This window comes from Paenibacillus sp. G34 (assembly GCF_056856875.1).
This window is the reverse complement of the sequence record NZ_CM166469.1, coordinates 3,358,258-3,383,771: the sequence shown is the minus strand read 5'-3', so window position 1 is coordinate 3,383,771 and position 25,514 is coordinate 3,358,258. Positions and strand designations below refer to the sequence as shown.

The following is a 25,514-nucleotide window of genomic DNA, read 5'->3' as shown; positions in this document are numbered from 1 at the left end:
GGCAATCTTAAATTTTGTGAATGGCCATTTCAATTTGCTTATTAAATTTCGCATTATTCGAATTGTCTATCGTTTCATGATGCCAATACAGAATAAGAGCATTTTTAAATTCATAGATATTTGGTATTTGCATATTATATTTTTCCTTTTGCTGATTAAAAACATTTAGTCCTGCTTTTCGATCTGTCTCAGAATTATAAATGTATATTGAAATGTACTCTTTATAAACTTCTTTTACCGTTGGTCGAGATACAGAAAACCTGTTAGCGTTAACGTTATTTAAAACCCAATCATTGTTCAGTTCCTCTTTAAACATTTCTATACCCTCAGTTTTTAAAGAAGTCACCACTTTATCCAACGTAAGATTATTTTCGTTTTTCGTCACTAGCTTCTCTTTATCATTTGAATGTTCTATCTCATTGCCCGTTTGATAAGAAAAGCACCCAGTTAGCATGATGCACACAGCTATAAGTGTAATTATCATTTTTTTCATAACAATCGCCCCTCTTCTCCAGTTACAGACGTTTAGAGATGGGAGAAGGTTGCTCATATGAGGAATTATGAAATTATGCAAACTTGCCCGTGACGAATTGCCCGCTCTCTTTTATCACATGATGCTTTCAATCTGATTTTCACAAGCTATATCTTCTTTCGTTAACGGAGGTTAACATGTGTTTAGGAAAAATATTTTTCATCCAAAAAACAAGCTGCCCTTAGGCAGCTTCGTTATTATCGCAGTGGCGCAAAATGGCTGATGGAAGATAGAATTTTTTCGGTTTCCGATATAATATCAGGTGTAAGTTCAAGCTCTACCGCTTTGAGATTTTCTTCAATCTGTGCTGGCCTGCTGGAGCCAATAATGGCAGAGCTTACTGCAGGTTGACGTAGAATCCAAGCTAATGCAAATTGGGATAAGGTTGCCCCGAGTTCATTAGCAATTTCAGACAGCTGTAGAGTACATTCGAGCACGTCCTCACGTAAATAACTGTTGATGACACCATTTGTTTGATTGTTCGCAGCCCGCGTGCCTTCTGGAATTTGCTGTCCTGGTTTGTATTTGCCCGTGAGTACACCCTGTGCTAGTGGAGAGAACACAATGAGACCCAGTCCCTCCTGCGCGCATTGCTCAATGACACCTTCTCTCTCGATGTATCGCTCAAACATATTGTAGATTGGCTGATTTGAAATTAACGGACGCAGATTCAGACGTTTGCTGATTCCGGAGGCTTTTGCAATCTGTGCGGCGGTCCATTCACTAACACCTGCATATAAAATCTTGCCTTGCGCTTGCAGATCATCCAATGCTCGCAGCGTCTCGTCAACAGGAGTTTCGGAATCAAAACGATGACATTGATATAAGTCAATGTAATCTGTATTTAATCGTTTCAAGCTCGCCTCGCACTGCTCGACGATATGCTTGCGGGACAATCCACGTTCATTCGGTCCCGATCCTTGCGGGAAAAACAACTTTGTAGCAAGGACATAACTACTGCGTGAATACGACTTCAACGTGCTTCCCATGACCTCTTCAGCACCAGCATACGAATTCGATGTATCAAAAAAGTTAATACCAAGTTCGTATGCTTTATGCATACATGCACGCGCTGCCTCCTCAGAAGTGGCCGATCCATAGGTCAGCCAGCTTCCCAATCCAATTTCACTAACTTTCAATCCACTTCTACCCAGCGTTCTGTATTTCAATTGAATCACTCCTTATGAGAATAGTTTGACTAGAGGCTATTTATGAAAACGTTCTATTGTACTATCTTAGGATAGTCGTTAAACTTAGGTTTAAGTCAATACCTTCAACCTTTTTTGAAAGGAAGATTTGTTTGGAATTTACGATTAAACAAGTTGCAGAACGCACTCAGTTGCCTGCTTCCACGCTAAGGTTCTATGATCGGACAGGTCTGATGCCTTTGTTGAAAAAGACAGAATACGGTACCCGTAAATATTCCGAGATGGATATATGTTGGCTGGAATTAGTACGCTGTCTGAGAGATAGTGGCATGCCACTTGAGGATATAAAAGCATTCATGCTGCTCTGTCTGGAAGGTTCAAGGACTAGTGAACAGAGGAAAGAAATGCTGCAGCAACATCGGCAAAACATTGTGAAGCAAATGGACGTTTTGAACTTTAGTCTAGGAACCATTGATTACAAGCTGGATCACTATAATGAGATTGGCATCTTTCATATCGATACTAAATAATATGTTTGTTGTTTATCAGACGGGTGGCTTTTTCAAGTTTAGCTCTGAAAATATGGTTACGAGGAGTGATTTTCATGCGACAACCGATCCAAGACGAATCATGGTACTCATACCCCGGAATGGTTGCAATAGTGACTGCGCGTCATGAGGGCCGACAAAATATTATGGCTTCTGGATGGCACACGTACATCGGCTCTTCACCAGGAGTATATGGTATATCTCTTCGCAAAGAGACCTATACCTATACACTAATTGAGCAAAGCGGAGTATTCGGTGTACACTTTTTGCCTGCACATTGTTCAGAAATAATTCAAGCCGTTGGAACATACAGTGGGAGAGATTTGGACAAATTCGAGGAATTCAAAATTAAATATGAAGAAGGACTTCAAGTCGATATACCTGTCCTCACGGATGCCTACTTTGCATATGAATGCCGTACGTTGAGCATTACAAGCTTTGGCGACCATGAGTGGATTGCAGGAGAAATTGTTCAGCGCTATAGAGATGATTCATGTTTTTTAGAGAATGGACTCCCTGACTTCTCAAAGCTTGAGATTCCATTATATGCAGGCCGATCAACCTACAAAATACTAAATCACGGAAGCCCGGAAAAGAACCACCCATTGCATCTTAATCGATCAAAGTAGAACTAAATCAGGATCACCCGCATAGCGGGTGGTTTTTTGTTTCGCGCGTTTCACGCACTCAACTGGCTAAAGCCATAACCAAAAAAGTCGCTAAATTAGCGACTTTAACACGATATATGAAACTACCTTCTATTCAAAATGCCGAGATAAGCACTCCAGGGTCCAACATCATTCCTGTATCTCTCCGCCATCACCCTAACAATCTGCGAGATATGAGTGAAATCATGAACGACCCATGCAGATAGAAGCTCCCTTAACTTTACCAGCCCAAACTCTGGATGCAAACCCGTTTTCTCCAGATCAGGATATGAAAGAATAGTATGGTTGAGCGAGGAAATGCTTTTCTTTCTGAGGACGTTGAATTCCTGAAGTACCTCTTCTGTAGTTCGTTCCGATGCCTCTTTCATGTGGGAGAATCGGTCAAAAGCTGGAAACAACTGATGTTCCCCTTCCACCACAATGGATTGTACTCGCGGAATCCAGTTATGCTTCTCTGCTTCAATGAGATGTTGCATCACCTCGTGTACATTCCAGGTTCCATCACCTTCATTACTTTGCAACCATCCGTCTGAAAGTCCAGATAAGAAGTGCTTCAGAGTTTGCGGTGTACGCTCCAATATCTCAATAGCTTCTTGTAAAAGGAAATTAATATTAATATGAATACCCCTTTATTCAATAATACACCTTCTTTTCCTAACATTTTCGATGGATGTCACTATATAGAAAAACTTTTATTTATTCAAATGATGAGTATAGCTCTAACGGGTCTTGTATATAAAACAGAACAGACTTAAGTCTAGTTCCCTATCCACCCACAGCCAAGGGATGCAATCCGTCCTTGGTCAGGTGTGTATTCGATCCTCAATTGGTATATTTCTTGAGGTAAAATATTGTTTAGTTGGAAGGGGAACGGGTAAGTGAAAGTTTTGCTACGCATTTTGATGTATGTTTTTGTCGTTATTTTAATCGTGGGAGGAGCAGGTGTAGTCGGTTTCATTCATACAACAAATGCTGGAATGTCCTTGTATAATCAAAGCAATCCTCCTGCATTAGATCAGGTAAAGAAACCTGCATACGATGCTAATAAGCCAACGGTAGCTGTTTTACTGTCTAATGAAGTAACGGAAGTTTTTGATTTTCTGGTCCCATATGAGATGTTTGCCCTCACAGGAAAGTACAATGTATTCAGTGTTGCACCAGATTCAGGAATCAAATCATTAACCGGAGGATTGGATGTTATCCCCCATTATTCTTTTGCTGACATGGACCAGATGCTTGGCAAAAGCCCAGATATTATCGTGATCCCTTTTATGCCCATCGTGGATGAGCAAAAATACGCTCCTGTCCGTGAATGGATTCGCAAGCATTCCAGTGAAAAAACGATTCTATTATCCATATGCAATGGTGCCGAGAATCTGGCCGATACGGGACTGCTGAACGGTAAACGTGCTGCGACACACTGGGGAGATATTCAACGTTTGATCAAAAGTTATCCGGAAATCCATTGGATAAAAGATCAGCGTTACGTTCCCCAAGGTAACATCGTCACTTCGGCTGGCCTAACATCCGGTATGGATGCAACCCTTTATGTCATTTCACAGCAATTAGGGGAGTCAGTCGCAAAACAGGTAGCGGATGAGCTCCATTATCCTTCCTACCATTATGTAAACGATCCGACGATGGAACCTTTCACGGCAGGATTGAGTGATATTACATATATTTTGAATCAATCCTATCAATGGAATAAAGTCAAAGCCGGCGTACTGTTATATCCAGGTGTTGATGAATTAGATTTGTCCGCTGCCTTTGACACCTATGGAGCATCTGGAACAACAACGACTTTAACGATATCGCTTGAACATCAACCGATTGTAACGAAGCATGGTTTGAATCTGGTTGCGCGTTATCAGATGAACGATGTTCCCTCACTATCCAAGATGATCGTTGTTGGTTCTCAAGCCGAGACTATAGCTGCGGAGGACATTAGGATATGGAAACAATTATACAGCAATATGGAATTGTTATTGTTACACAAAAACATGCAGGAAAGATTTGCAATGGACCCAGCATTTGAAGATTTAGCTAAACAAGAAGATGTTATGACGGCTAAATTTGCTGCCAAACGTCTCGAATATCGTGCCACAGACCATTTAAAACTGGAAGGAGCCCCCTTCTCTAAGGAATCGTTTGGAATACCTCTTATTCTTCTTGCGATTTCACTTTTGGCAGGGTATTTTTTGGATCGTCGATTATTTGTGGAAAAATGAAGAAAATTTAGGGGTTTTGCATCTAGGAACTTACAAAACAGATTGAAAGCTGTGTCAAACTAAAAAAGATGGGCAAGAAATACAAAGGGAATGCTACTGTATTTCTTGTCCGGTTTATTTAAAAGGACGGCGAAGGAGTAACCAACATCCCAGATGGAAGGTTGCATAATTAGTTTATGCCCAGTTTCTCTAACACAAGATCAATCGATTTTTCCTTAATATGAGGAGCATCGCTAATGATCCAGTGAGGTACAGTATAAACTTGTTTGTTCTTCATTGCCTTCATGTTGTTCCAGATCGAACTTTGAGTTAATTCCTCATAGATTTTTTTAGCTTCTTGATCTCCGCCTCGCAGAGGGCGCCCAACCTGAATAAATATATGATCTGGATTTAGCTCCGGTAGCTGTTCAATTGAAATATTCTCAAAATTTTGGATCGATTCGGATTGAGGCAAATATTGTAGGTCTATATCTTGAGATAACGTCGCTCCTAAGGATTGAGTTGAGCTGTATATTCGAAGTACTTTAGGCATCACACGCATATAAAGGACAGTTTCAGCAGGACCAATCTTGGAGGTAAGCAGTTGCCTTGAAGCAGCTACCTTCTGATCATATTGTGCTAACCATTCCTCCGCTTCCTTATTTTTGCCAAGAATGCTTCCGAGTTCCTGCAAAGATTCACGCCAATCATCGTTTTCCTTTGTAAGAATTGTGGGTGCAATTTTGGTTAACTGGTCAACAATTTCTCTTCGGCTTTCCCAACCGATAATTAAATCCGGATTGCTTTGAGAGAGTACTTCGAGATTAGGCTTATCTCCAAGATCAATGACACCCTCTAATGCATCTTTCTCTAAAAATTCCAGGTTTGTTTCTCCCATTAAGTTTGTCATAGCGTAAGGTTTGATGTCCAAGGCTAAGAGAAAATCAGCTAGCTGCCAATTTAAAACTGCAATCTTTTTGGGCTCTCCAATTATTGTGGTTTCCCCTGCTTCATTCTGAATATATATGGAGTAATCGGATGCGCTCTCTTCACTTTTACCTGCATTAGAATCACTCTGTGTAACGATTGTCCTTTCACCTATACCACAACCAGAAAGGAAAAGGGTACTAATCAGCAGTAGGAGTAAAGCAACTTTGAAGTATTTTGTTGTATGTAACAAAATTTCTATCCCCCTAATTTATATAGAATGCACACATTATAATGATAATAATTATCATTGTCAATTAGAGGGTGCTATCCAGCCCTAGCAGAAAGATTACAAACCTGGTATTAAAATTCAATGTAACCTACCGTTCTGTCTAGAAGGCAGGCATCTAAAAGATATAGAAACAGCGGCATCGCAGGATACGAATATCCTGAAATGCCGCTGCATAATTCTTGCGATGAATGCTTCTCCGTCAGTATATCAATGCATCAACTCAGTAGTTCCTAAGGAGTTAATGTACAATGAGGACTGGACAGTTTGATAATTGTGAAACCTTATGGCTGACACTTCCAAGCATCATTCCTTTTACGCCCGTTAGTCCACGGCTTCCGATAATAATAAGTTGCTGCTCGCTTTCCCTTGCATAATTCAATATTTCGTACGCAGGATCTCCCTTCAGATGAACCGTTTCCGGATTTATCCCCGCAGACTTTAATTTAGATTTGGCTTGGTGCAACAGCTCCAAACTTGCTTTTTCCATTTCGTTCAGTAGGTCTTCCAAAAAACTCTCGGGTACATATGTCATTCCGTTCGACACATAATCCTGATTTACATTAACCAAGGTAATTCGAGATTGTTTATTTTGGGTTATTTCAAGGGTTGCATCAAGGAGTTTATTTGTTATTTCAGCTTTATCTATGGCCACCATAACTTTGTCAAACATCGTTATCACCCTTTCCGCGGCAGCTCGTAATGATTCCGACTACCTACAATACGATTACTTGCTGCTCCTATACCAACTAAAAAAAGCAGGATCGAAGCTCCCAGCAAAATGAAAAGTGGCAAGTTCCAGCTATTTGTTGCATCATGCAGATATCCAATAAGAGCTGGCCCCATTGCGGCAAGAAGATATCCGATCGATTGCGCCATGCCAGATAACTCCGCTGCCTGATGCGCATTTTCAGTGCGCAACCCGAAAAACATCATGGACAAACTAAAGGCGAAGCCTCCGCCAATTCCGAGCAGGATGATCCATAACAGAATAATATTAGAATTGCCATATAGAAGTCCGAGTGTTCCCGTTAAAAGCAAAACGGTAGTGATGACTACTAACAAACGTTGGTTAGACATACGCCCGGCAATAACAGGAACAATAAAAGTAAATGGAAGCATCCCTAACTGCATGATGGACAAGAACCATCCTGATTGGTTGGGGGCGATTCCCTGCTGCTTTAAAATTTCAGGCAGCCAAGCGATCAATACATAAAATATCATGGACTGTATCCCCATAAACAAGGTTACCTGCCAGGCAAGCGGGGATTTCCAGACATTCACATCGTGGCTGGCTATCCTTTGACTCGTCGTGACTGCTGTTTGCTTTGTTTGTTTTCTTAATTGGGGCAGCCAACAGAGGATCGATACAAAGCTTAGAATTCCCCATATCCCTAATGCTCCCTGCCATTTAAGACCAGCGTTCACGGCTAGGGGCACACTGATTCCCGATGCGATTGCTCCACATAAATTCATTGAAATGGAGTAAACACCTGTCATAGAGCCAATTTTATCTGGAAAATCTCTTTTGATTATACTTGGCAATAATACATTACATATGGCAATCGCGAATCCTAGAACCGCTGTCCCGATAAACAGATGAATTGCACCCGATAATGAACGTATAACAATACCTGCAGTCAGAAAAATTAGAGCAAACATAATAATACGCTCTACCCCATATCTTCGTCCTAATCTTGGTACTAGAGACGACAATAAAGCAAAGGCCAGCAAGGGTACCGTCGTGATCAGGCCTGCTAATGTATTCGAAATATGAACGTCATCCCTTATGAGACTCACTAAAGGACCGACTGAGGTCAAAGGAGTACGTAAATTAGCTGCAATAACTATAATGCCGAGAATGATTAGCGCCATAGACGACTGTACGTTTTTTTGTTTATTCGGCATTCTTCATTTCTCCTTCCTGAATTGTTACGTATAATTTGCTTCATTCTGATGAAACTTTGTTATAACATTCGCGCGAATAACGAAAGTATATTATAATATATTTATTTAAACAATAAGTATTTTAAAATATACTAAAGTTTATGTGTAAAAAAAAATACAACCCTGAATTTCCGTCATGGAAATCGGAGTTGCATTTAACAAGTGGATGTTTCGAATTTTAGAAACCATATTTTAAAGAGATATGGAGAACGGTTTGGCTATTGGTATGATTGGTATAAGAGTGTGGAGAATCTGCACGAAAACTGATCGTATCATATTGATTCAGTGTGTAAACCTCTCCATCGACTTCTATCTCAATGGAGCCAGTCATCACTGTTGCAATTTCAGTTGTATTTACGTGATGCCCTTCAGGAGAATACGAACTATTTGGCTGTAAGTATGCCCGACACATTTCAATGTCATTGCTTTTAAAGACGGGTTCAATCATCCAATTTTTGTCATCATTAGAAAACCGTAATCCTTCGCCTGCTCGATACAAACTAACAGTTTTCTCTGATTGGAACAAAGCCAATAGCGGTAAAGATATGCCTTTTGAAATTTTCCATATCATTCCCAAAGTTGGATTTGTTTCGCCACGTTCGATATTTCCCAGCGTTAGTTTGCTTACGCCCGTTAATTCGGATAGGTCGTCTAAGGTTATGTTTTTTTCTTTTCTGTACTTTTTCAATGCTCCGCCGATTTGTAATACAATTTGTTTTGATTCATCGATCTCATCCATTTGATATTCACCTCAACAATAAACTGTTATAGCGAGTATGTGCGATCCAGTTTGCGGCATGCGCTCCAAATTGTGCAAATCGCCACATTAACTTTAATATTTACGAATGATTCATGTGTGTCTTGGTATAATACTTCTCTATCACTTGATAAATAGTTTCACTTTTAATCGGTTTACTGATGTATTCATCCATTCCTGCCTTCAAGCATCGATCCCGATCCCCTCTTAGAGCATTTGCAGTCACTGCAACGATATAAGGACAGTCTTCAGAAGATAGATTTTCTTTGATCGCTTCAGTCACTTCAAATCCATTTAATTTTGGCATCTGCACATCCATAAATACCATATCGTATGCATTTCTCTTGACAGCCTCTAAAGCTTCTTTTCCGTCCACGACATGATCTACAAAGTGTCCCTTTTTTTCAATCATTTTACTAAGGACAAGCTGATTCATTTCATTATCCTCAGCAATCAGAATATGGAGAGGGGTATCTCTGTTCTTTTGTGGGGAGAGTTCTAAGCGATGACTGACCTCCTCATTGTTTATTTTAAAACAGGCTGTGAATACAAACGTTGTGCCAGGTTCATCTGAATCCTCAATCCATATATCTCCATGCATGAGGTCTATCAATTTTTTGCTGATCGCAAGTCCCAATCCCGTTCCTTGAGTTTTGCAGGTCATAAAATTATCCAATTGGTAGAATGGCTCAAATAATTGTTGTCTTTTCTCTACAGGAATGCCCACTCCCGTATCTCTGACTTTAAATTCGAGATATACGTTCTCCTCACATTGTTCTTTAACCCGTACTTCAATTTCAATCCTACCTTCGGGAGTAAACTTCACAGCATTACCGATGAGATTAGTAAGTACTTGTTTTAAACGAGATGCATCACCGTAAAGCGGAATTGGAAGCGTCTCATCCAAACAAACATGAATGTCTATCTTCTTTTCGTGGATCAAAGGTTTTACGATTTGCACCGTTTCAGTCACGATTTCTTGAAGATCAAAAGGATCAACCGCTAAATCGGTTTTCCCAGACTCGATCTTAGAAAAATCAAGGATGTCATTGATAATAGTAAGCAATGAATCTCCACTTTTTTGGATAATCTGTATATATTCCTCTTGCTCCTGGCTCAGTCCCGGGGTATCTAGAAGAAGATCTGTCATTCCGATCACACCATTCATAGGTGTTCGTATTTCATGGCTCATCATCGCCAAAAAATCGCTTTTCGCCTGATTCATTCTTTCGGCTGTTTCTTTGGCAACGAGAAGCTTTTTCTGTTCCGTAATGTCCTTAGCTATTAAATAGTAGCCGACATTAACATTATTAATGATAATTGGAGCAAGCGTCGCTAATACTTCAGTTTCACGGCTGTCCTTGTGCAAAACAGTGTTCATTTTCTTCTCAGCCAAACCATAGCGACTCTGTAGAATGAGGCCTAGATTACTAGATCCAATAAATCTTCCTATACTTTTTCCAATCATTTCGTTTACTGCATAACCTGTCATCTTTACGGCCGCAGGATTAGCATTAATAATGTTTCCACTCATGTCAAATGAAATAATAGCATCATGATTATACTTTTTGAGTGAGGTGTAACGCTCAATGGTTTCTTGAAGCCTGAATTCGATCTGTTTCTGTTCGGTAATATCCTGAAGTACACCTTTTAACTCTATGGGCTGTTGATGTTTGTCATAATTGATTAAGCCACGTAATTGAATGTACTTTACTCTAGCTTCGGACCGAGCGTATTTAAATTCAAAAACAAATGGATCTCTTTGTTCTGCGTCTCTTATTTTTTCTCGCAAAGACGCAACATCTACAGTGCTCATTACCTTATAGATATCTTTTGCGCAATAATATTGGTTTGTGCGGTCAAGTTCAAAGATTTCCAGTACCTGTTCAGAGATGGTGATTCGATCATGAACTACATCCCATTCCCAGCTTCCAATCTTCGCCAAGCGTTCGGCATTTGCGCTAATTCCTTTACTGTGCGAAAGTGTCCGTTCAGATTGGATACGATCAGTGATATCTACAATAAAGCAAATAAAGTAATGGAGTTCACACGTTACGTCGTCGCTGACTGGAGTTACATGCAATGAACACCATAATTTTTCGCCATTCTTTTTAATGCAACGTCTTTCATATATATCTTCTTTTACTTTGTTATCCAAAAGTCCAACATCTTCAACATTATCCTTCGAGGGATTCTCCGGATACATTAAATCCTGGAAACGGAGCTCCATCAGTTCTTCATAAGTGAAACCGGTCATATGGCATAAAGCAGGATTCAATTTCAACCAAGTTCCCGTCGGAGCTATGAGAGCAACTCCAATCGGTATATGGTTATATATTTGCTCGAAGAATTCATGATGATTAAACTTCTGAACCTGCATTGAAAGCTCTCCCCTACTACATTTTATGATTTAGAATCATTTTCCCAAAAACATTATTCTTTGTAAATCAAAATATAACGAGAAAAATGTTTTTAAATATTAGCCTTTAACACATATGCAATTTGACTTCCAATAACGGGAAAGATGGCATTGAATTTAGCATTGTACTAAATTCTAATCCTTAATTTTACGATAAGATAGTATAAGTTCATAATAATTATGCTTTATTTACTTCCGAGGGGGAACAGAACGTGAAACACAAGCGCAACAAAAGAATGGATTTAAGATTAAAATTATATTCGATCATCCTTGTCCCATTACTGGCTATGGGTGGCCTGATTCTGTGGGCCACGAACTACTCCAGTGAAAATTCATCCTTGATGACAATGCAGCATAATAACCAGAAGATTGCAGTGAACATCGCTTCTGAGATGGGTAAGCAATCGGCATTAATCAACTCGTTATACACTTCAGGTTCGGAGGAAAGCTCTGAATACAAAACACTTAGAGAACAGCTTGTTAAGGCTCGCCTTCAATCGGGAGCCCTTTATGTCTATATGTATAATAAAACACCGAATGGATGGGTCTACACCGTGGATGGCGCGGATTGGGACGATCCGGAATACAGTCCTTACGGGACTGCGTTTGAGCTGAACGCTCAAACTCTAGAACGTTTGGCAAGCGGTGAAGTTGTAACTACTGGCATTGTCGAAGATCCTGTCTGGGGAATGCTTATGTCCTCTTTTACACCAATTAAAGATTCGCAAGGAACTATTATTGGTTATTTGGGTATGGACCAGTCTGCAGCGGAAGTTGAAGGCGTCTCTGCAATAACGTTGAATAATACATATGGTAAAGTTATCCCGACTTTTGCAGTGGTTTTAATTTTATCTTTCATCATCATGCTGCTTGTCGTTAGAGGGCTCCTTCGTCAAGTATCTGACATTAAGTCAAGCCTGGAACAGGTCTCTTCCGGGAATCTCCGAGTTGTATCCACTCAGATGACAAACGATCAACTCGGGGACATCAGTAACCTAATTAATACTATGGTTGTTCAACTAACGAACATTATGAAGGGAATACAACAAGGTTCCGCTACACTGCAACAGTCTTCTAAAAATATTGCCAAAACATCTCTTACCAATCAGCGTCAGTCTGAAGAGCTTTCCAGAGCCATCGAGGAAATTGCTATAGGCTCCATGAAACAAGCTGAAGAGACAGAACACTCCGTCCAGCATTCTGAAAATCTGGGTAGTATTATGAATGAAGTAGGTTCTTATGTGGAACAGTTCACCCGTACTTCCGATCAGTTATCTGCATTGCAAATACAAGTGACACGCCAACATGAGGTTCTGCTAGAAAAGGGTCGTGAGAACGCCAAACTTGTTGAAGATCAACAGAACATTTCAAAGTCGCTGACGACACGTTCGGAACTTGCATCTTCCATCAGTGGACAGATTCACAACATATTAAAACAAACTCAAATTTTATCTTTGAATGCTTCGATCGAAGCAGCCCGTGTTGGTGAAGCAGGTAAAGGTTTTGGAGTTGTTGCTAATGAGATGGGACAACTCGCTCAAGAATCCGAACGTTCGATTCAGGAAATTGATGAGATACTGAGTTCTTTTGTTCAAGAAATTCATCATATGGGAACGCATCTGGATTCAAATATGTTAGCTGCCAAGGAACAGGAAGAACAGATTGCCGAATGTCTTCAAAGCTTCAAACAGGTAAGCCGGCTATCCTCTGAAGTGCATGAACTTGCTCAACGTCTGGATGATCGGACAATCCATATGCAATCCATTCGCCGAGAGGTGGAGCAACATTTGAGTTACATTGCTTCCACAACTGAGGAAACATCAGCCATGTCCGAAGAAGTTTCCGCCAGTGCTTTAGAGCAACAGCGTTCGGCCAATGAACTATCGGGCATTTCCGGAGAGCTTACCCTCCTTGCCGATAACCTCAAATCGTATTCAGATCAATTTCAGATTGCATTACAAAAATCAGATTCTCATTAAATTAAAAACCCTGCGGCCTGTTGAAAACAGGCCACAGGGTTTTCTTACGTGCGAGATAAGGGTTAGCGATCTTTTCTTAAAAATTCAACTTTTAAAGTTATGATTTTCGAAGCCTTAGGAGAAATGATTGTTCGATTACGTCCTTTGTAAAAGGGATTCCTATTTATCAAAAGGTAGGTGCTGGTAAGTCGTCGATTTTTAAACGTAATAAACTATAAGGTTTTTTTCGTAGGTCTTTTCCATAATGAAACCTTGCCTGCCTATGTAATTGGTTCACAATTACATATAAATATTGATCCGGACCAATAGAAAACGTATCTGGCCATAAAAGTCGGGGATCATGGGCGATCGTTTCCATGGTTCCGTTTGGCAATATCTTACGAATACTATCGTTTTCATAATCTCCAGCATAAACGTTTCCTTTTGCGTCCGTGATCATCCCATCCGATGCCCCCTTTTCTCCCCAATACTGCACAAGATCACTTAACTTGAAATCCGGTATCGTTCTATCTCTTAACGCTTCTGTTGAAATCGAGTAAAGCTGGCGACTGGTTAATGGACAATAGAATAACATTTTACCATCCGGAGAAATGGCTATACCGTCAGAGGCCAATCGAAAGGGAGATGTCGAGCCATCCGCGTTTCGATTCATCAAAATTCTACCTTCCACTTTCGGTACAAAATACGGATCGGGTGAGGTTGAGCTTGCTCCATTCAACCGTCTATACGCTGTTCCGTTTTCTAAATTCACGACGATAATAGCGCCTGGACCATTTGAAGAAGAATCCGTTATATATGCGTAACCAGCTTGACCTACACGAAAGTCAAAACGGACATCATTCAGATACGTTGTTGGTAAGACTACATCTTCTGCAAATGTATAGACCTTTTTTATCGTATTTGTTTCTAAATCTACCGCAACTAATTTTGCCCCTCCCTTCATAGGCTCGGAAAAATTCGGTGCAGCCGTATCCAGTACCCACAGGGTTCCTCTTCCATCTGCAACAACACTTTGCACACTGATGAAGGACATCGCGATATTCAAAGGATCGAACAAATTGGTTTTTAAATCAGGATAAGGCTGCAACTGCCCCTCAACAATTTCTGCTACCGTAAATCTGACATCATCCCCCCATTTCGGAAAACAAATAAAAATACGTCCGGTTTCGGATACACTAACACCTGTAGGCATGGCTCCGTAAAACGAATGAACGAGTTCGAACTTACCGAAATATTCTTCCATAGGTAACATAGGCTAAATGATCTCCTCCTCCACGTAGTTGAATGGATATTACCTATACTATGTTCAAGACTTTTTCTAATACCTGACCTGTAATCATTCTTTTTCTATGTGTTTTTAAAACTGTCCGAAACATCAAAAGAAAACAAAAAACTTCGGCGTAAGCCGAAGCATGTTGATCGTGACTATATGTGCTCTAGGAAAACTGCTTCCTCCAATCGTCAACGCAGGGTAATTACTCATGTAGAGAGTATCGGAGAAAAGTCGGAAAAGAAGGAAAATATCTGCTAAGCTTACAAGTACAGAGAACGGTTTATTGTTGGTCTGGCAGACGTAATGCGTTTGCTGAAGTTTGCGCTTGATCTAAAAATTCATCTGCTCGGGTTAATTGCTGCCGAGCCTTCTCCAGTGCTTGTGAATTCGATGCATTAGATTCATTGAACGAGATCATTGCCTGACTTAAAGCCGTCTGCACCTCAGAAACCGAGTTAGATGCATGCTGCTCCAGTGTATTCCCACTAGAGTTAAGGGCACCTTCTGCCGGTTTTCTTGCATTTTCGGTGACTAGATCAATTTTGTTTTTATTGGGCACAGTGATTCCTCCTCCCTTTTGTGAACAACAATAAGTATCGGGTTAACAATTTGTTTATATTCCTGCAATTGTATGGGAATATTGGGTCTTCTATCTCATGAAATCCATTTTAGTATAAGAACTGATTTGTAGGAAAATCTAACGTTGATGAGAAAAAGGAGGTGAATATTACTCCATGAATAATCCAACGTTAGCGCTGCACGAATCCATGGAACTCCATGAAGCATTAAACTTTAAAACGCTGTGCATCGCTAAATCGAAACTGATGCAGGGCTTGGTTTTTGATCAAGAGCTAAAAGCTTTAATGCAGAAAGACGTCACTCAATCCATACAACAGATCGCCGAGCTGCAAGCCATTTACGCGAAAGCTCCATTCCAAGCGCCTGTTCCGAGTAGTCCGACACCTATAACACATTAAGGGGAGCTCAAATGAATACCGATTATTTAGACCCGATTAATTCATTGAATATGCCGGAAATGGCAGATATGACTTTTGCCATGGACTTCCTTATTCGTGCCAAGGAAGGTGTGCGTAATTTGTCCATCGCCCTGACGGAGACGGCTTCACCAGATGTAAGAGCCCTGCTACACACTCAGCTTAAACAAGGGATTGCTATGCACCAGGAAATCTCGGAGCTCATGATTCGCAAAAAATGGTTCCATCCTTACGAATTGAACGAACAGTACCAACTCGACCAGCTTTCGGCGAACAACACCGTGATGATCGGGCAGATGAATCTGTTCCCGGGAGATACGTCGCGTAAAGGGATGTTTGATCGGACCCCAGATGAACATATCGGAGGACATAAAGCATGAAGGCGGTAACGTATCAAGGGGTTAAAAATGTCGTGGTCAAAGAGGTTCCGGATGCGAAGATTGAGAAACCGGACGATATGATCGTAAAGATCACCAGTACCGCCATTTGCGGTTCTGACCTTCATCTTATTCACGGGATGATCCCCAACCTTCAAGAGGACTATGTCATCGGACATGAGCCGATGGGGATCGTAGAAGAAGTAGGCCCTGGCGTGACAAACCTAAAAAAAGGCGACCGTGTAATTATTCCGTTTAACATCGCATGTGGAGAATGCTTTTATTGCAAAAATCAGCTAGAAAGCCAATGTGACAATTCCAACGAGAACGGAGATATGGGCGCATATTTCGGCTACTCGGGAACGACTGGCGGGTATTCTGGTGGGCAAGCTGAGTATTTACGGGTTCCGTTTGCCAATTTCACCCACTTCAAAATTCCTGAAAGCTGCGAACAACCGGACGAAAAGTTAAGCTTGATCGCTGACGCCATGACCACGGCCTTCTGGAGTGTAGATAATGCTGGCGTAAAAAATGGAGATACGGTTATTGTTCTTGGCTGCGGCCCAGTTGGACTCCTGGCCCAGAAATTCTGCTGGCTTAAAGGAGCCAAGCGGGTCATAGCCGTTGACTATGTCGATTACCGCTTACAACACGCGAAGCGAACGAATCATGTCGAAATCGTAAACTTTGAACAAGATAATAACATTGGCAACACTCTTAAGGAAATGACCAAAGGCGGCGCTGATGTCGTGATCGATGCGGTGGGCATGGACGGCAAGATGAGTGATCTTGAATTTTTAGCCAGCGGTTTGAAACTGCAAGGCGGAACAATGAGCGCATTTATCATTGCTTCTCAGGCTGTCCGCAAAGGCGGCACCATCCAAGTCACTGGGGTATACGGTGGTCGATATAACGGATTCCCGCTCGGTGACATCATGCAGAGAAACGTGAATATCCGTTCTGGACAAGCTCCGGTTATTCACTACATGCCGTATATGTACGAGTTGGTTACGTCTGGCAAAGTGGATCCTGGCGACATTGTTACGCATGTCATTCCGCTCAGCGATGCCAAGCGGGGTTATGAAGTGTTTGATACAAAAACGGACAATTGTATAAAAGTCATCTTAAAGCCTTAAATATGGATAGATACTTGGGAGGACAATCCGAATGAATTCCAATTATGCCTTACATGAGATGCTTGAGGTACATGAAATAGCTGCATTCAAGACGGTTTGCTTGACTAAATCGATGACGTTGCAAACTCTGGTAACCGACCCGGATCTCATGCAAATTTTGCAGCAAGATGTTACATTATCACAACAGCAACTTCAGGAACTTGGTGGAGTGCTGTCTAAAGCGACTGTATAGGAGATAAAAAAATGAACCCAATATTAGAACACATGTCAGGGCTTCATACGCTGACAGATGATGTGATTGCCATGGACTTTTTGATAAATGCCAAGAGTGCAGTCCGAAATTATGCTATGGCTGTGACCGAATGTGCTACTCCCGAAATCAAGCAGATGTTGATGAAACAGCTCGATGAAGCTATAGATTCTCATGAAAAGATATCAAATTACATGGTGCAGCATGGCTTATACCACCCTTACAATTTGCCAGAACAAATTCAACTTGATCTGAAAAACATTCAAACGGCTATGAATATACTGCCCTGAGTATGCTTTCTTAGGTAGGAGATAAACTTGTAAAATAAAGAAGCCGCTAATATGGTATTACCCCTTCCAGTAAACATGAGAAAAAACATCTGTTAAGATGAACTTAATCATGTTTACTGGAAGGGGATTTTTTCATGCCTAAAATAGGTGCCAGGCTTTGTTTCCCACTTTCTTGATCAACAATTCATTAAGAGACTTGCGCCCTATATCTATGGTATTCTGTGATTCTTGATCAATTTTCAACCATGTACAGTTGTTTTCCACCATTTGATACCCGTTTTTCGTATACAAATTCGTATTATCTGCAAACAATAGTATAAAGTCTACGCTCCCTTCTTTCGATAATTGATCCACTTCTGACAATAATAAGGAACCTATTCCTTCAGAGCGACGGTTTATGGAAACACATAAATCAATCAGACCTAATACTCTTATGCTTTCTCCATTTAGATTCATCACTCTGTAGTCTAGACCAACCTGTCCTACAAGTTGATTTTCTGGATTAAACGCGAGAAATCGAAAATGAGGCAATTGTTTGAAATAAATTCGATTTGTAGGGTAAATTTCAGGAAAAGAGGTATTTAATAAATGTTGTATGTCGGCCTCTAATTGCTCATTAATTTGATATTCAAACACTTGTATTATTTTCAAAATAACACTCCTATGGCAATAAATGAATTAGTATTATATAAATACTACATACCTCAAGTTTGTTTCGCTAGTATATATTTAGGTGAGAATGTTTCAATATACGTTGGTTTGTTTTATTTTATCAACAGCTGGTTTTTCGCATGATTACTAGCTGGACTAGCACATACTAAGGAACAGTTGGAAAAAGCATACATAACGGAGGTCTCATCATGGTATTTACAATCACAATTATCATCGTTGCACTCTTTGCAATATGGGGAGCTGTTGCTCCTGATCAGCTGGCTGATGTGGCTAACGTGGCCTACAACTTCTCGATTCACAATTTTGGCTGGTTTTATCTGCTGGCGACACTGTTCTTCCTGATCTTCGCTTTCTATCTGGCGTTCAGTCGATTCGGCAATATCAGACTGGGGGATGACGATGATGAACCGGAATATTCTACGATTTCCTGGTTATCCATGCTGTTTAGTGCTGGTATGGGGATTGGACTGGTTTTCTGGGGAGTTGCCGAACCGCTATCCCACTTTTTATCTGCACCGGAAGGAGCTGAAGCCGGAACCGCTCAGGCAGCAAGACTTTCCATGCGGTATTCCTTCTTCCACTGGGGACTGCATCCTTGGGCAATCTATACCGTCATCGGTTTAGCGCTTGCTTACTTCCAGTTCCGAAAAGGATATAAAGGATTGATTAGTTCCACCTTTATCCCTTTGATCGGAGAGCGTCTTGCGGCAGGCTGGCTTGGCAAGGCAATTGATATTTTGGCGGTCATCTCCACCATCTTTGGTGTAGCAACATCACTGGGACTGGGTGCACTGCAGATTGGTGGAGGACTGAATCACTTATTTGGTATCGCTAACTCCACGACGGTACAGGTGATCATCATTACAGTGGTAACCGTGCTTTATTTAATCTCCGCCACCTCCGGGCTGGATCGAGGGATTAAAATTCTAAGCAATACGAACCTCGTGATAGCTTTGCTATTGATGTTATTTGTATTGGTGACCGGACCGACTACGTTTATCTTTGACACATTTACAACAACCTTAGGTAATTATTTGCAAAATATTATCAACATGAGCTTGAGACTAACGCCGTTCTCAAGAGAAACCTGGATTGGAGCATGGACTTTATTCTACTGGGCATGGTGGATCGCGTGGGCTCCGTTTGTCGGGACTTTTATAGCAAGGGTATCCAAAGGAAGAACGGTAAAAGAATTCGTGATTTACGTGATGCTCATTCCAAGCCTCTTCGGATTTGTCTGGTTCTCTGTCTTTGGTGGAACAGGTCTTCATATGGAGTTGTTTAATGCTGCAAATCTGGCGGAAGCTGTCAAGCAAGATACGACAACAGCTCTATTCCTTATGTTGGAGCAGCTACCTTTAGGCACGATCGTAGCTTTCATTGCCACAATCTTAATCATGATTTTCTTCATTACTTCAGCGGATTCGGCTACGTTTGTTCTGGGCATGTTAACCACAGATGGTAATTTGAACCCGAGTGCAAGAGTCAAACTAACCTGGGGTATCTTTCAATCGGCAATTGCGGTTGTATTGTTGATTAGTGGGGGATTGAATGGTCTTCAGACAGCCTCTATTGTGGCTGCACTGCCATTCGCAGTTGTACTTATTGGTATGTGCGTCTCCCTTCTCAAAGCTCTGCAAGCTGAGGATCGAGAGCGCCGTCAGAAGGAAAAACGACAGCGGCAAAAGCTGAAACGACTTCTGGAAGAACAGGAAAACCTGCAGATCTGAATGGCCAGCAGGTAATGTATCTTTGATCTCTAGCGTATACAGTCTCTACAGAAAGACCGAAAGGACACCCACTTTGCGTGGTGTCCTTTTATTCACTTATGATGCATTTCTTAAGTCGGTGCATGAATAACCGCTTTGTTAGGGCGGTTTATGGTTTAATGTTACTCCATTCGATTACATCACATTGTCCATAATCATTATCACCCACAGCAACCATCGTACCATCTGCTTTCAGGCCTATAGTATGGGCACATCCTGCTGAAATAGCTCTAATATCTTGCCATTCACTTACAACGCATTGATGATGTTTATTCGAACCCACAGCAATGACCGTACCGTCCAATTTTAGACCTACCGTATGATAACTTCCCGCTACAATAGCACCAATATCACGCCATCCACTTAAGTCACATTCACCTTCCTTATTCCTACCCACCGCGACAACCGTGCCATCCGAGCGAAGCCCAACCGTATGAAGATACCCTGCGGAGACAGCTAATATGTCACTCCAACCGTTAACATTACATTGTCCATACTTATTGTTACCAACGGCTATTACTGTATCGTCTAATCTGAGACCGACTGTATGCCAGTCCCCCGTCGTGACCGCTACAATATCGCGCCAGCTGTTAACGTTGCACTCCCCTTCATTATTTCGCCCCACTGCAACCACCGTTCCATCTGACTTCACCCCGACAGTACGACACCAACCGGCTGAAACAGAAACCATATCGCGCCATTCGCTTACATTACATTGCTCATGTTTATTCCAACCTGTAGCTGTTACCGTACCATCAGATTGAAGACCAACCGTGTGGGCATTACCCGTGTTCGTAGCCATATGAACATTTGCAGCATCAACTGCGACGATACGACTCCAATCGCTTACATTACACTGTCCGAATTTATTATCACCCACTGCTGTTACGGTACCGTCTGATCGAATACCAACGGTATGACGACGACCCGCTGCTATAGTAGAGTTGCGAAGACGTTTCGGATCTAACTGTGTTTTTTCATGTGAATTGTAGTCCATTTCATTCCTCCTTCATAAGAAATGTAAATGCTGTTTTCTTCTCATTCATTTAAATCAATATTCTTCAATGATTTTTAAGCTGAATATTTGTAATAACGAAAAAACCTCAGATGATGTACCTATCCTGAGGTTAATCCATTAACTATTTTTGAGAATCTCTATCATGTTGCAGTGTTTTGATTCTAGTGACTGTTGTGTCAGTTGTTTTCAATACCTTTGATAACTTCAACCTTTTTATCCCCTGCTGTTTTCGCTACCTCTAACGTGGTTGTGCCTTGGATCGCAACGATGACACCAGCAGCTAACATAGAAACAATTAAAGTTGCACTCAGTGCTGTGGAAATTTTCTTCTTCAACATAACATAACCTCCCATATTTTTAATGAAATATTCTGTCGACGAAATTCAGTTATGAAGCAAAACTCATTGAAGAATAACAATATTTCACTTAATTGTTGGGTAATTTCATCTGGTGATTGTATTATAACCCACTGATAATATTTGTAAAAGGTTTTTGCTATGCTCAAAGAAAGTCAGATTCTACTGAGTCCACACCTAAGCCCTACTGAAAACAATCGAAATCTCTTGATTCGCTGGTAACGTTAAATTCACATATTTCTGCTTGCCATTCATGTGAATTTGCACCTCTACTCCATCAACCAGTGCAGTTGTCCATGGCAACCCCGAACTAAGACGAATGGTGTTATCTTGAATAAGTGAGAACAACACTACGCTTGTTATCCCCACGGATTGGTCCCAAGACAAACGGCTTACTTGCACTTGTGTTCTCGCCATCAGCCCGTCGACGTTACCGGATTCCCAGTCCGAAGAAAGTGCAGGCAAGACTTCAATCTCTCCCGTATTGGAATAGAGCAAAGCTTCCTGTACCGCGGCAACTACACCAAAAGCGGTGTCCGTACAATAACAATGATTTCTACGGTTAGTATCATGATCAGTCATCAAAGAATCATAATACCCTTCTGCGGTCATCATCGGCAGAAGTGAATGAAGGACACCATCCGCATTTTTCAAGCGTGCATGTACGAGTGCTTTATGCATCCAGCCATGCCCTGCTGTAGCGTCTGTTGTGTTGAACTTGTCTCTGTTTGCCAGAGCTATAGCAGAAGCCGCAGCGAGATCAGCATCACTGTGCGTCTCATAAGCAGGCCAGGCAGCATATAAATGACTCAGATGCCGGTGATCATTGTTTTCAATATACTCGGTCATAGCCCACTCACAGAGTGCGCCATCTTCATCGAAACGATATGCTGGCAATTGACCCATAAGCTTATTCCACTTATCTACCGCTTTCTCAAATCCCGGGCGCTTTAAAGCCAACTCCGCTTGAATAACCATATTTAATCCATCTCGTGCTGCAGAAATGTCCATCGTAGCGTTTGCGGTGATCGTGCTGTTATAACCGATGGGGTGATTTTCAGGAGAGTACGTAGGAATAATCATATAACGCTCTCCGGCAAGTAATGATTGTTTGCCTGGTTCATAACGTGATTGTCCCGCAACATCTGTGAAATACTCAGGTGTACAGATCTGTTGCCAGAAGTTAGCTTGCTTGGTGAGCAATGGAAGCAAGATATCTTCAAGCAGATTAAGCGTACCACGTTCCTTTAGGCTTAAGAATGCTGCATCGGATAAGCCGTTGTCATGAACAGATAACAGGAATTGCAGACGATCGATATCCATCTCCTCCACAATAGGAATATTGCGATTACCGAAACATTGCCAGTATTCAAAAATAGGAAGTAAACACCAGCTCGCACCTGCATTCCAGTATTCAAAAGGATAGTCGTTATCATATTCGACATGCATAGCACAGTCTCCGTCTGAGTTAACACTCACCTGAATCGCATCATGCATGCCGTAGGCCATACGGGCATTGGCTTCAAAATCCGGGGCGTTTCTGAGGAAGAATGTAATATATCCTAGCTGAGCCTGTGTTAAATTCCCCGTGTTCATCGCTGCGACTTGCAGGTTCACATTCGCATCAAGTGTGTAAATGCCTCTCCACCCCGGATTCCATTCACCTGTCCACATTCCGTATAAGCGCGGGGCACTGCTTCCACTGCAACAGATCATAGCATATCGCCCCTGGTTATATACCTGTTCCATAAAAGCATGATTAATTCGGTTTGCAGATGCCTGCTGAAGTTCAATGAGTTTCCGATTATCCACATCTTTATGCTCCTCATCGCCATGGAGAGCAAAGCGTACAGCGTTAAATTCACGGTAATGCCATGCGGCATGTAATGAAAGTGCCTCTTCATAATCAAATGCACATTGTGCATGACTATACTTCTGCACGACTGACTGGGTGTGCTGTAACAACTCATCTACAATGAAGTAGTCTGGACAGTCGGCAAAGTTTTCTATACTGCCCATTTCATGAGTTCGTCCCGAAGTGGTGATGAGGTACACGGCATCGGCATCTTTAATCTGAATCGCAGGGTTTTGTTCAAGCCCTACATTCATCTCCTCGTCTGTGTCTTCCAACACGATTCGTTCCTTCGAACCGTTAACAATGATAACTTGAGTAACACCTGCATAGCCTCCATAACACAGTTCACTGTCCCCATAAGACGGATAATGAACCACTTGAGCAACATAATTAGCTTCAGTATCTACCAGTTTTTTGTATCGAAGAGCTTGAACTTCAGACATTCCGTTATGGGCGCCGTCCATATGTGAAATATCATCAAGCTGCAACACCATATTGATCTTCCGTCCAAGGTCGGAATGCTCCAGCTTGGTGATGGAAACGTCATCTGTTCTGGATGTAAACGAAGTGCGTACCCACAGGCCATCGTTATCACGATATCTTACGCCCGTTTCGGCAGTTTCATAGTTCGTCCATCGTTCATAATCCGACACTTTTCCTCTGTTCACCATATTCAGACGGAGCTGATGACCTGGATGGTAACTGTAATAGAATGTTCTTACACGGGTCTCACCATTGTCGTGTTTGATTTTCCATTGGTCATTCTGTTCAAACACATTTTGTCTGGCTTCCTGCAATTGACTAGTCAGTTCTGGTGGTATCTCTCTAGGGTCAGCGGAAGGGAAATTGAACCACATATGTTGAAAAATAAAGCTATCGGAATACGGTGAACCTGACGTGATATAACCGTTTCTTCCATTGCCACTTACCATGCCATCCCTCCAGGCATGCCCCGGACTTACAACGGGTATTTCGGTATAATCTAGAGCATAATTGCCTCTATCATATAGATGAGCTCTCGTTTTTTCCAACTCCTTCTCCCCTTTTCTCATTTCCTAATCATGATTTCATAGATATAATTATAGGGATGAGGAATGAAGTTGTGTTATTACAAGAGCCGACCAAGTTCCGTTCATGATGTCGCATTATGACAGAGGAGAATAGACCATGAATCTACCCCCGATAGATATTGATGATATGGATATCAAGTTCAAACTTGATGATCTTGTCCTTAACTTACTATATGTAAAATTCGGTTATTTTCATCAAACCATGCCCAAACACAGCCACAGTCATGGCAGCTATGAACTTCATTATATTCCGAGCGGCAAAGGGCTTCTTATTGCGGGCGGCCAGCATTATTCCTTGACGCCAGGCACTTTGTTTATGACCGGCCCTGAGATTGAACATGAGCAAATTCCGGATCAAACAGATCCCATGGCTGAATACTGTGTTTTTTTTGAGATTGTATCTGGACCCGTTCACTTGCAACAAAAAGCAATAAATCGCCCCAGCAAGCAGCTTCTCTCTAGGTGCCTGGTGGATACACCTTTCTGGATCGGTCCCGATCAGGAAAACATGATGACTTTATTTGAGATGCTTGCCCGGGAGGTGTCTCTCCAACATATTGGTTTTCATCAAATGACAACGAATATACTCGAGATGATTGTTACTCGATCAATCAGACACTATCACCAAGGTCCTAATGTGCTAAATGCACCGGTTAAAACACTCAATGATAGCAGGCTTGTGACCATTGAAAACAGTTTCTTATATGATTATCAATCCATAACACTGAAACAGCTTGCGGATAAAATTGGATTAAGTACAAGGCAGACAGAACGGACCGTGCGGAAGCAATACGGAATGTCATTCCAGGACAAAAAATGGCAAGCACGTATGGAGGCTGCAGCACAGCTTCTATTGACAACCGATTTGCCGATTCGAGAAGTAGCTAACGCGGCAGGTTTTTCGACACCGGAACGATTTAGTCATTCCTTTAAAAAATATTATAATCAGTCTCCCACAATTTATCGTAGTGAGCATCGTGAAAATCGGGAAAAAGGGTTGAACTGAGAGTTCTTTCAAACTCCTTAATAAGA

25 protein-coding genes are annotated in these 25,514 nt (G+C 41.5%); 11 read left to right on the top strand and 14 right to left on the bottom strand.

The window, feature by feature from the left end:
• Positions 1-7: 7 nt before the first annotated feature.
• Both AC1VYS_RS15245 and AC1VYS_RS15240 read right to left on the bottom strand, forming a co-directional pair.
• A complete protein-coding gene (locus AC1VYS_RS15245) occupies positions 8-493 on the bottom strand; it encodes a hypothetical protein (protein WP_482910404.1) in 486 nt (161 codons plus the stop codon).
• A gap of 236 nt (positions 494-729) precedes the next feature.
• The gene (locus AC1VYS_RS15240) at positions 730-1,701 is read right to left on the bottom strand and encodes an aldo/keto reductase family protein (RefSeq protein ID WP_482910403.1); all 972 of its coding nucleotides are present in this window, start codon (positions 1,699-1,701) and stop codon (positions 730-732) included.
• A 131-nt stretch (positions 1,702-1,832) separates the two neighbouring features.
• Between AC1VYS_RS15240 and AC1VYS_RS15235 the strand changes: the two genes are divergently transcribed.
• Both AC1VYS_RS15235 and AC1VYS_RS15230 read left to right on the top strand, forming a co-directional pair.
• Complete coding sequence (locus tag AC1VYS_RS15235; protein ID WP_482910402.1) at positions 1,833-2,210, top strand: MerR family transcriptional regulator; 378 nt, start codon at positions 1,833-1,835, stop codon at positions 2,208-2,210.
• Positions 2,211-2,284: 74 nt separating this feature from the next.
• Entirely contained in the window at positions 2,285-2,857 is a 573-nt protein-coding gene (locus AC1VYS_RS15230; RefSeq protein ID WP_482910401.1) for a flavin reductase family protein, read from the top strand.
• A gap of 122 nt (positions 2,858-2,979) precedes the next feature.
• Here AC1VYS_RS15230 and AC1VYS_RS15225 read toward each other — a convergent pair whose 3' ends face one another.
• Positions 2,980-3,507: a DinB family protein gene (locus tag AC1VYS_RS15225; protein ID WP_482915006.1), complete on the bottom strand. Its 528-nt coding sequence runs from the start codon at positions 3,505-3,507 to the stop codon at positions 2,980-2,982.
• Between the two features lie 267 nt (positions 3,508-3,774).
• Here AC1VYS_RS15225 and AC1VYS_RS15220 point away from each other — a divergent pair, with 267 nt between their 5' ends.
• On the top strand, positions 3,775-5,124 hold the full coding sequence (locus AC1VYS_RS15220) for a DJ-1/PfpI family protein (protein WP_482910400.1): 1,350 nt from the start codon (positions 3,775-3,777) through the stop codon (positions 5,122-5,124).
• Between the two features lie 169 nt (positions 5,125-5,293).
• Here the strand turns inward: AC1VYS_RS15220 and AC1VYS_RS15215 are convergent, their stop codons facing one another.
• The 5 genes from AC1VYS_RS15215 to AC1VYS_RS15195 all read right to left on the bottom strand — a co-directional run bounded on the left by AC1VYS_RS15215 (position 5,294) and on the right by AC1VYS_RS15195 (position 11,403).
• Positions 5,294-6,283 carry an ABC transporter substrate-binding protein gene (locus tag AC1VYS_RS15215; protein WP_482910399.1) on the bottom strand — a complete coding sequence of 330 codons (990 nt, stop codon included), beginning with the start codon at positions 6,281-6,283 and terminating at the stop codon, positions 5,294-5,296.
• Between the two features lie 277 nt (positions 6,284-6,560).
• On the bottom strand, positions 6,561-6,992 hold the full coding sequence (locus AC1VYS_RS15210) for a universal stress protein (RefSeq protein ID WP_482910398.1): 432 nt from the start codon (positions 6,990-6,992) through the stop codon (positions 6,561-6,563).
• A 5-nt stretch (positions 6,993-6,997) separates the two neighbouring features.
• Positions 6,998-8,227, bottom strand: coding sequence for a CynX/NimT family MFS transporter (locus AC1VYS_RS15205; RefSeq protein ID WP_482910397.1), 1,230 nt, complete (start codon positions 8,225-8,227; stop codon positions 6,998-7,000).
• A gap of 217 nt (positions 8,228-8,444) precedes the next feature.
• On the bottom strand, positions 8,445-9,005 hold the full coding sequence (locus AC1VYS_RS15200; RefSeq protein ID WP_482910396.1) for a helix-turn-helix domain-containing protein: 561 nt from the start codon (positions 9,003-9,005) through the stop codon (positions 8,445-8,447).
• Between the two features lie 100 nt (positions 9,006-9,105).
• Entirely contained in the window at positions 9,106-11,403 is a 2,298-nt protein-coding gene (locus tag AC1VYS_RS15195) for a PAS domain S-box protein (RefSeq protein WP_482910395.1), read from the bottom strand.
• A 251-nt stretch (positions 11,404-11,654) separates the two neighbouring features.
• On the opposite strand from AC1VYS_RS15195, the gene AC1VYS_RS15190 reads away from it, so the two are divergent.
• Positions 11,655-13,421 carry a methyl-accepting chemotaxis protein gene (locus AC1VYS_RS15190; protein WP_482910394.1) on the top strand — a complete coding sequence of 589 codons (1,767 nt, stop codon included), beginning with the start codon at positions 11,655-11,657 and terminating at the stop codon, positions 13,419-13,421.
• Between the two features lie 166 nt (positions 13,422-13,587).
• Here AC1VYS_RS15190 and AC1VYS_RS15185 read toward each other — a convergent pair whose 3' ends face one another.
• Entirely contained in the window at positions 13,588-14,673 is a 1,086-nt protein-coding gene (locus AC1VYS_RS15185) for an L-dopachrome tautomerase-related protein (RefSeq protein WP_482910393.1), read from the bottom strand.
• Positions 14,674-14,974: 301 nt separating this feature from the next.
• On the bottom strand, positions 14,975-15,253 hold the full coding sequence (locus AC1VYS_RS15180; protein WP_482910392.1) for a hypothetical protein: 279 nt from the start codon (positions 15,251-15,253) through the stop codon (positions 14,975-14,977).
• A 175-nt stretch (positions 15,254-15,428) separates the two neighbouring features.
• Between AC1VYS_RS15180 and AC1VYS_RS15175 the strand changes: the two genes are divergently transcribed.
• Genes AC1VYS_RS15175 through AC1VYS_RS15155 form a run of 5 tightly spaced genes read left to right on the top strand, consistent with a single transcriptional unit; the run spans position 15,429 to position 17,742 of the window.
• Positions 15,429-15,671 (top strand): spore gernimation protein GerQ, encoded by a 243-nt coding sequence (locus AC1VYS_RS15175; RefSeq protein ID WP_221804462.1) that lies wholly within the window; start codon positions 15,429-15,431, stop codon positions 15,669-15,671.
• 11 nt (positions 15,672-15,682) lie between these two features.
• The gene (locus AC1VYS_RS15170; protein ID WP_095357838.1) at positions 15,683-16,069 is read left to right on the top strand and encodes a spore coat protein; all 387 of its coding nucleotides are present in this window, start codon (positions 15,683-15,685) and stop codon (positions 16,067-16,069) included.
• Positions 16,066-17,202 carry a zinc-dependent alcohol dehydrogenase gene (locus AC1VYS_RS15165; RefSeq protein WP_482910391.1) on the top strand — a complete coding sequence of 379 codons (1,137 nt, stop codon included), beginning with the start codon at positions 16,066-16,068 and terminating at the stop codon, positions 17,200-17,202. The genes AC1VYS_RS15170 and AC1VYS_RS15165 overlap by 4 nt, the downstream gene beginning before the upstream one ends.
• A gap of 31 nt (positions 17,203-17,233) precedes the next feature.
• Complete coding sequence (locus AC1VYS_RS15160) at positions 17,234-17,434, top strand: hypothetical protein (RefSeq protein ID WP_482910390.1); 201 nt, start codon at positions 17,234-17,236, stop codon at positions 17,432-17,434.
• Between the two features lie 11 nt (positions 17,435-17,445).
• Complete coding sequence (locus AC1VYS_RS15155; protein WP_482910389.1) at positions 17,446-17,742, top strand: spore coat protein; 297 nt, start codon at positions 17,446-17,448, stop codon at positions 17,740-17,742.
• 138 nt (positions 17,743-17,880) lie between these two features.
• On the opposite strand, the gene AC1VYS_RS15150 is transcribed toward AC1VYS_RS15155, so the two are convergent.
• A complete protein-coding gene (locus AC1VYS_RS15150; protein ID WP_482910388.1) occupies positions 17,881-18,393 on the bottom strand; it encodes a GNAT family N-acetyltransferase in 513 nt (170 codons plus the stop codon).
• 209 nt (positions 18,394-18,602) lie between these two features.
• Between AC1VYS_RS15150 and AC1VYS_RS15145 the strand changes: the two genes are divergently transcribed.
• Complete coding sequence (locus tag AC1VYS_RS15145) at positions 18,603-20,144, top strand: glycine betaine uptake BCCT transporter (protein WP_482910387.1); 1,542 nt, start codon at positions 18,603-18,605, stop codon at positions 20,142-20,144.
• A gap of 148 nt (positions 20,145-20,292) precedes the next feature.
• Here AC1VYS_RS15145 and AC1VYS_RS15140 read toward each other — a convergent pair whose 3' ends face one another.
• The 3 genes from AC1VYS_RS15140 to AC1VYS_RS15130 form a co-directional block, all read right to left on the bottom strand.
• Entirely contained in the window at positions 20,293-21,180 is an 888-nt protein-coding gene (locus AC1VYS_RS15140) for an RCC1 domain-containing protein (RefSeq protein WP_482910386.1), read from the bottom strand.
• A gap of 197 nt (positions 21,181-21,377) precedes the next feature.
• Complete coding sequence (locus AC1VYS_RS15135; RefSeq protein ID WP_482910385.1) at positions 21,378-21,539, bottom strand: hypothetical protein; 162 nt, start codon at positions 21,537-21,539, stop codon at positions 21,378-21,380.
• 195 nt (positions 21,540-21,734) lie between these two features.
• A complete protein-coding gene (locus tag AC1VYS_RS15130; RefSeq protein ID WP_482910384.1) occupies positions 21,735-24,443 on the bottom strand; it encodes a glycosyl hydrolase family 95 catalytic domain-containing protein in 2,709 nt (902 codons plus the stop codon).
• Between the two features lie 136 nt (positions 24,444-24,579).
• On the opposite strand from AC1VYS_RS15130, the gene AC1VYS_RS15125 reads away from it, so the two are divergent.
• Complete coding sequence (locus AC1VYS_RS15125; RefSeq protein ID WP_482910383.1) at positions 24,580-25,488, top strand: helix-turn-helix transcriptional regulator; 909 nt, start codon at positions 24,580-24,582, stop codon at positions 25,486-25,488.
• Positions 25,489-25,514 lie beyond the last annotated feature (26 nt).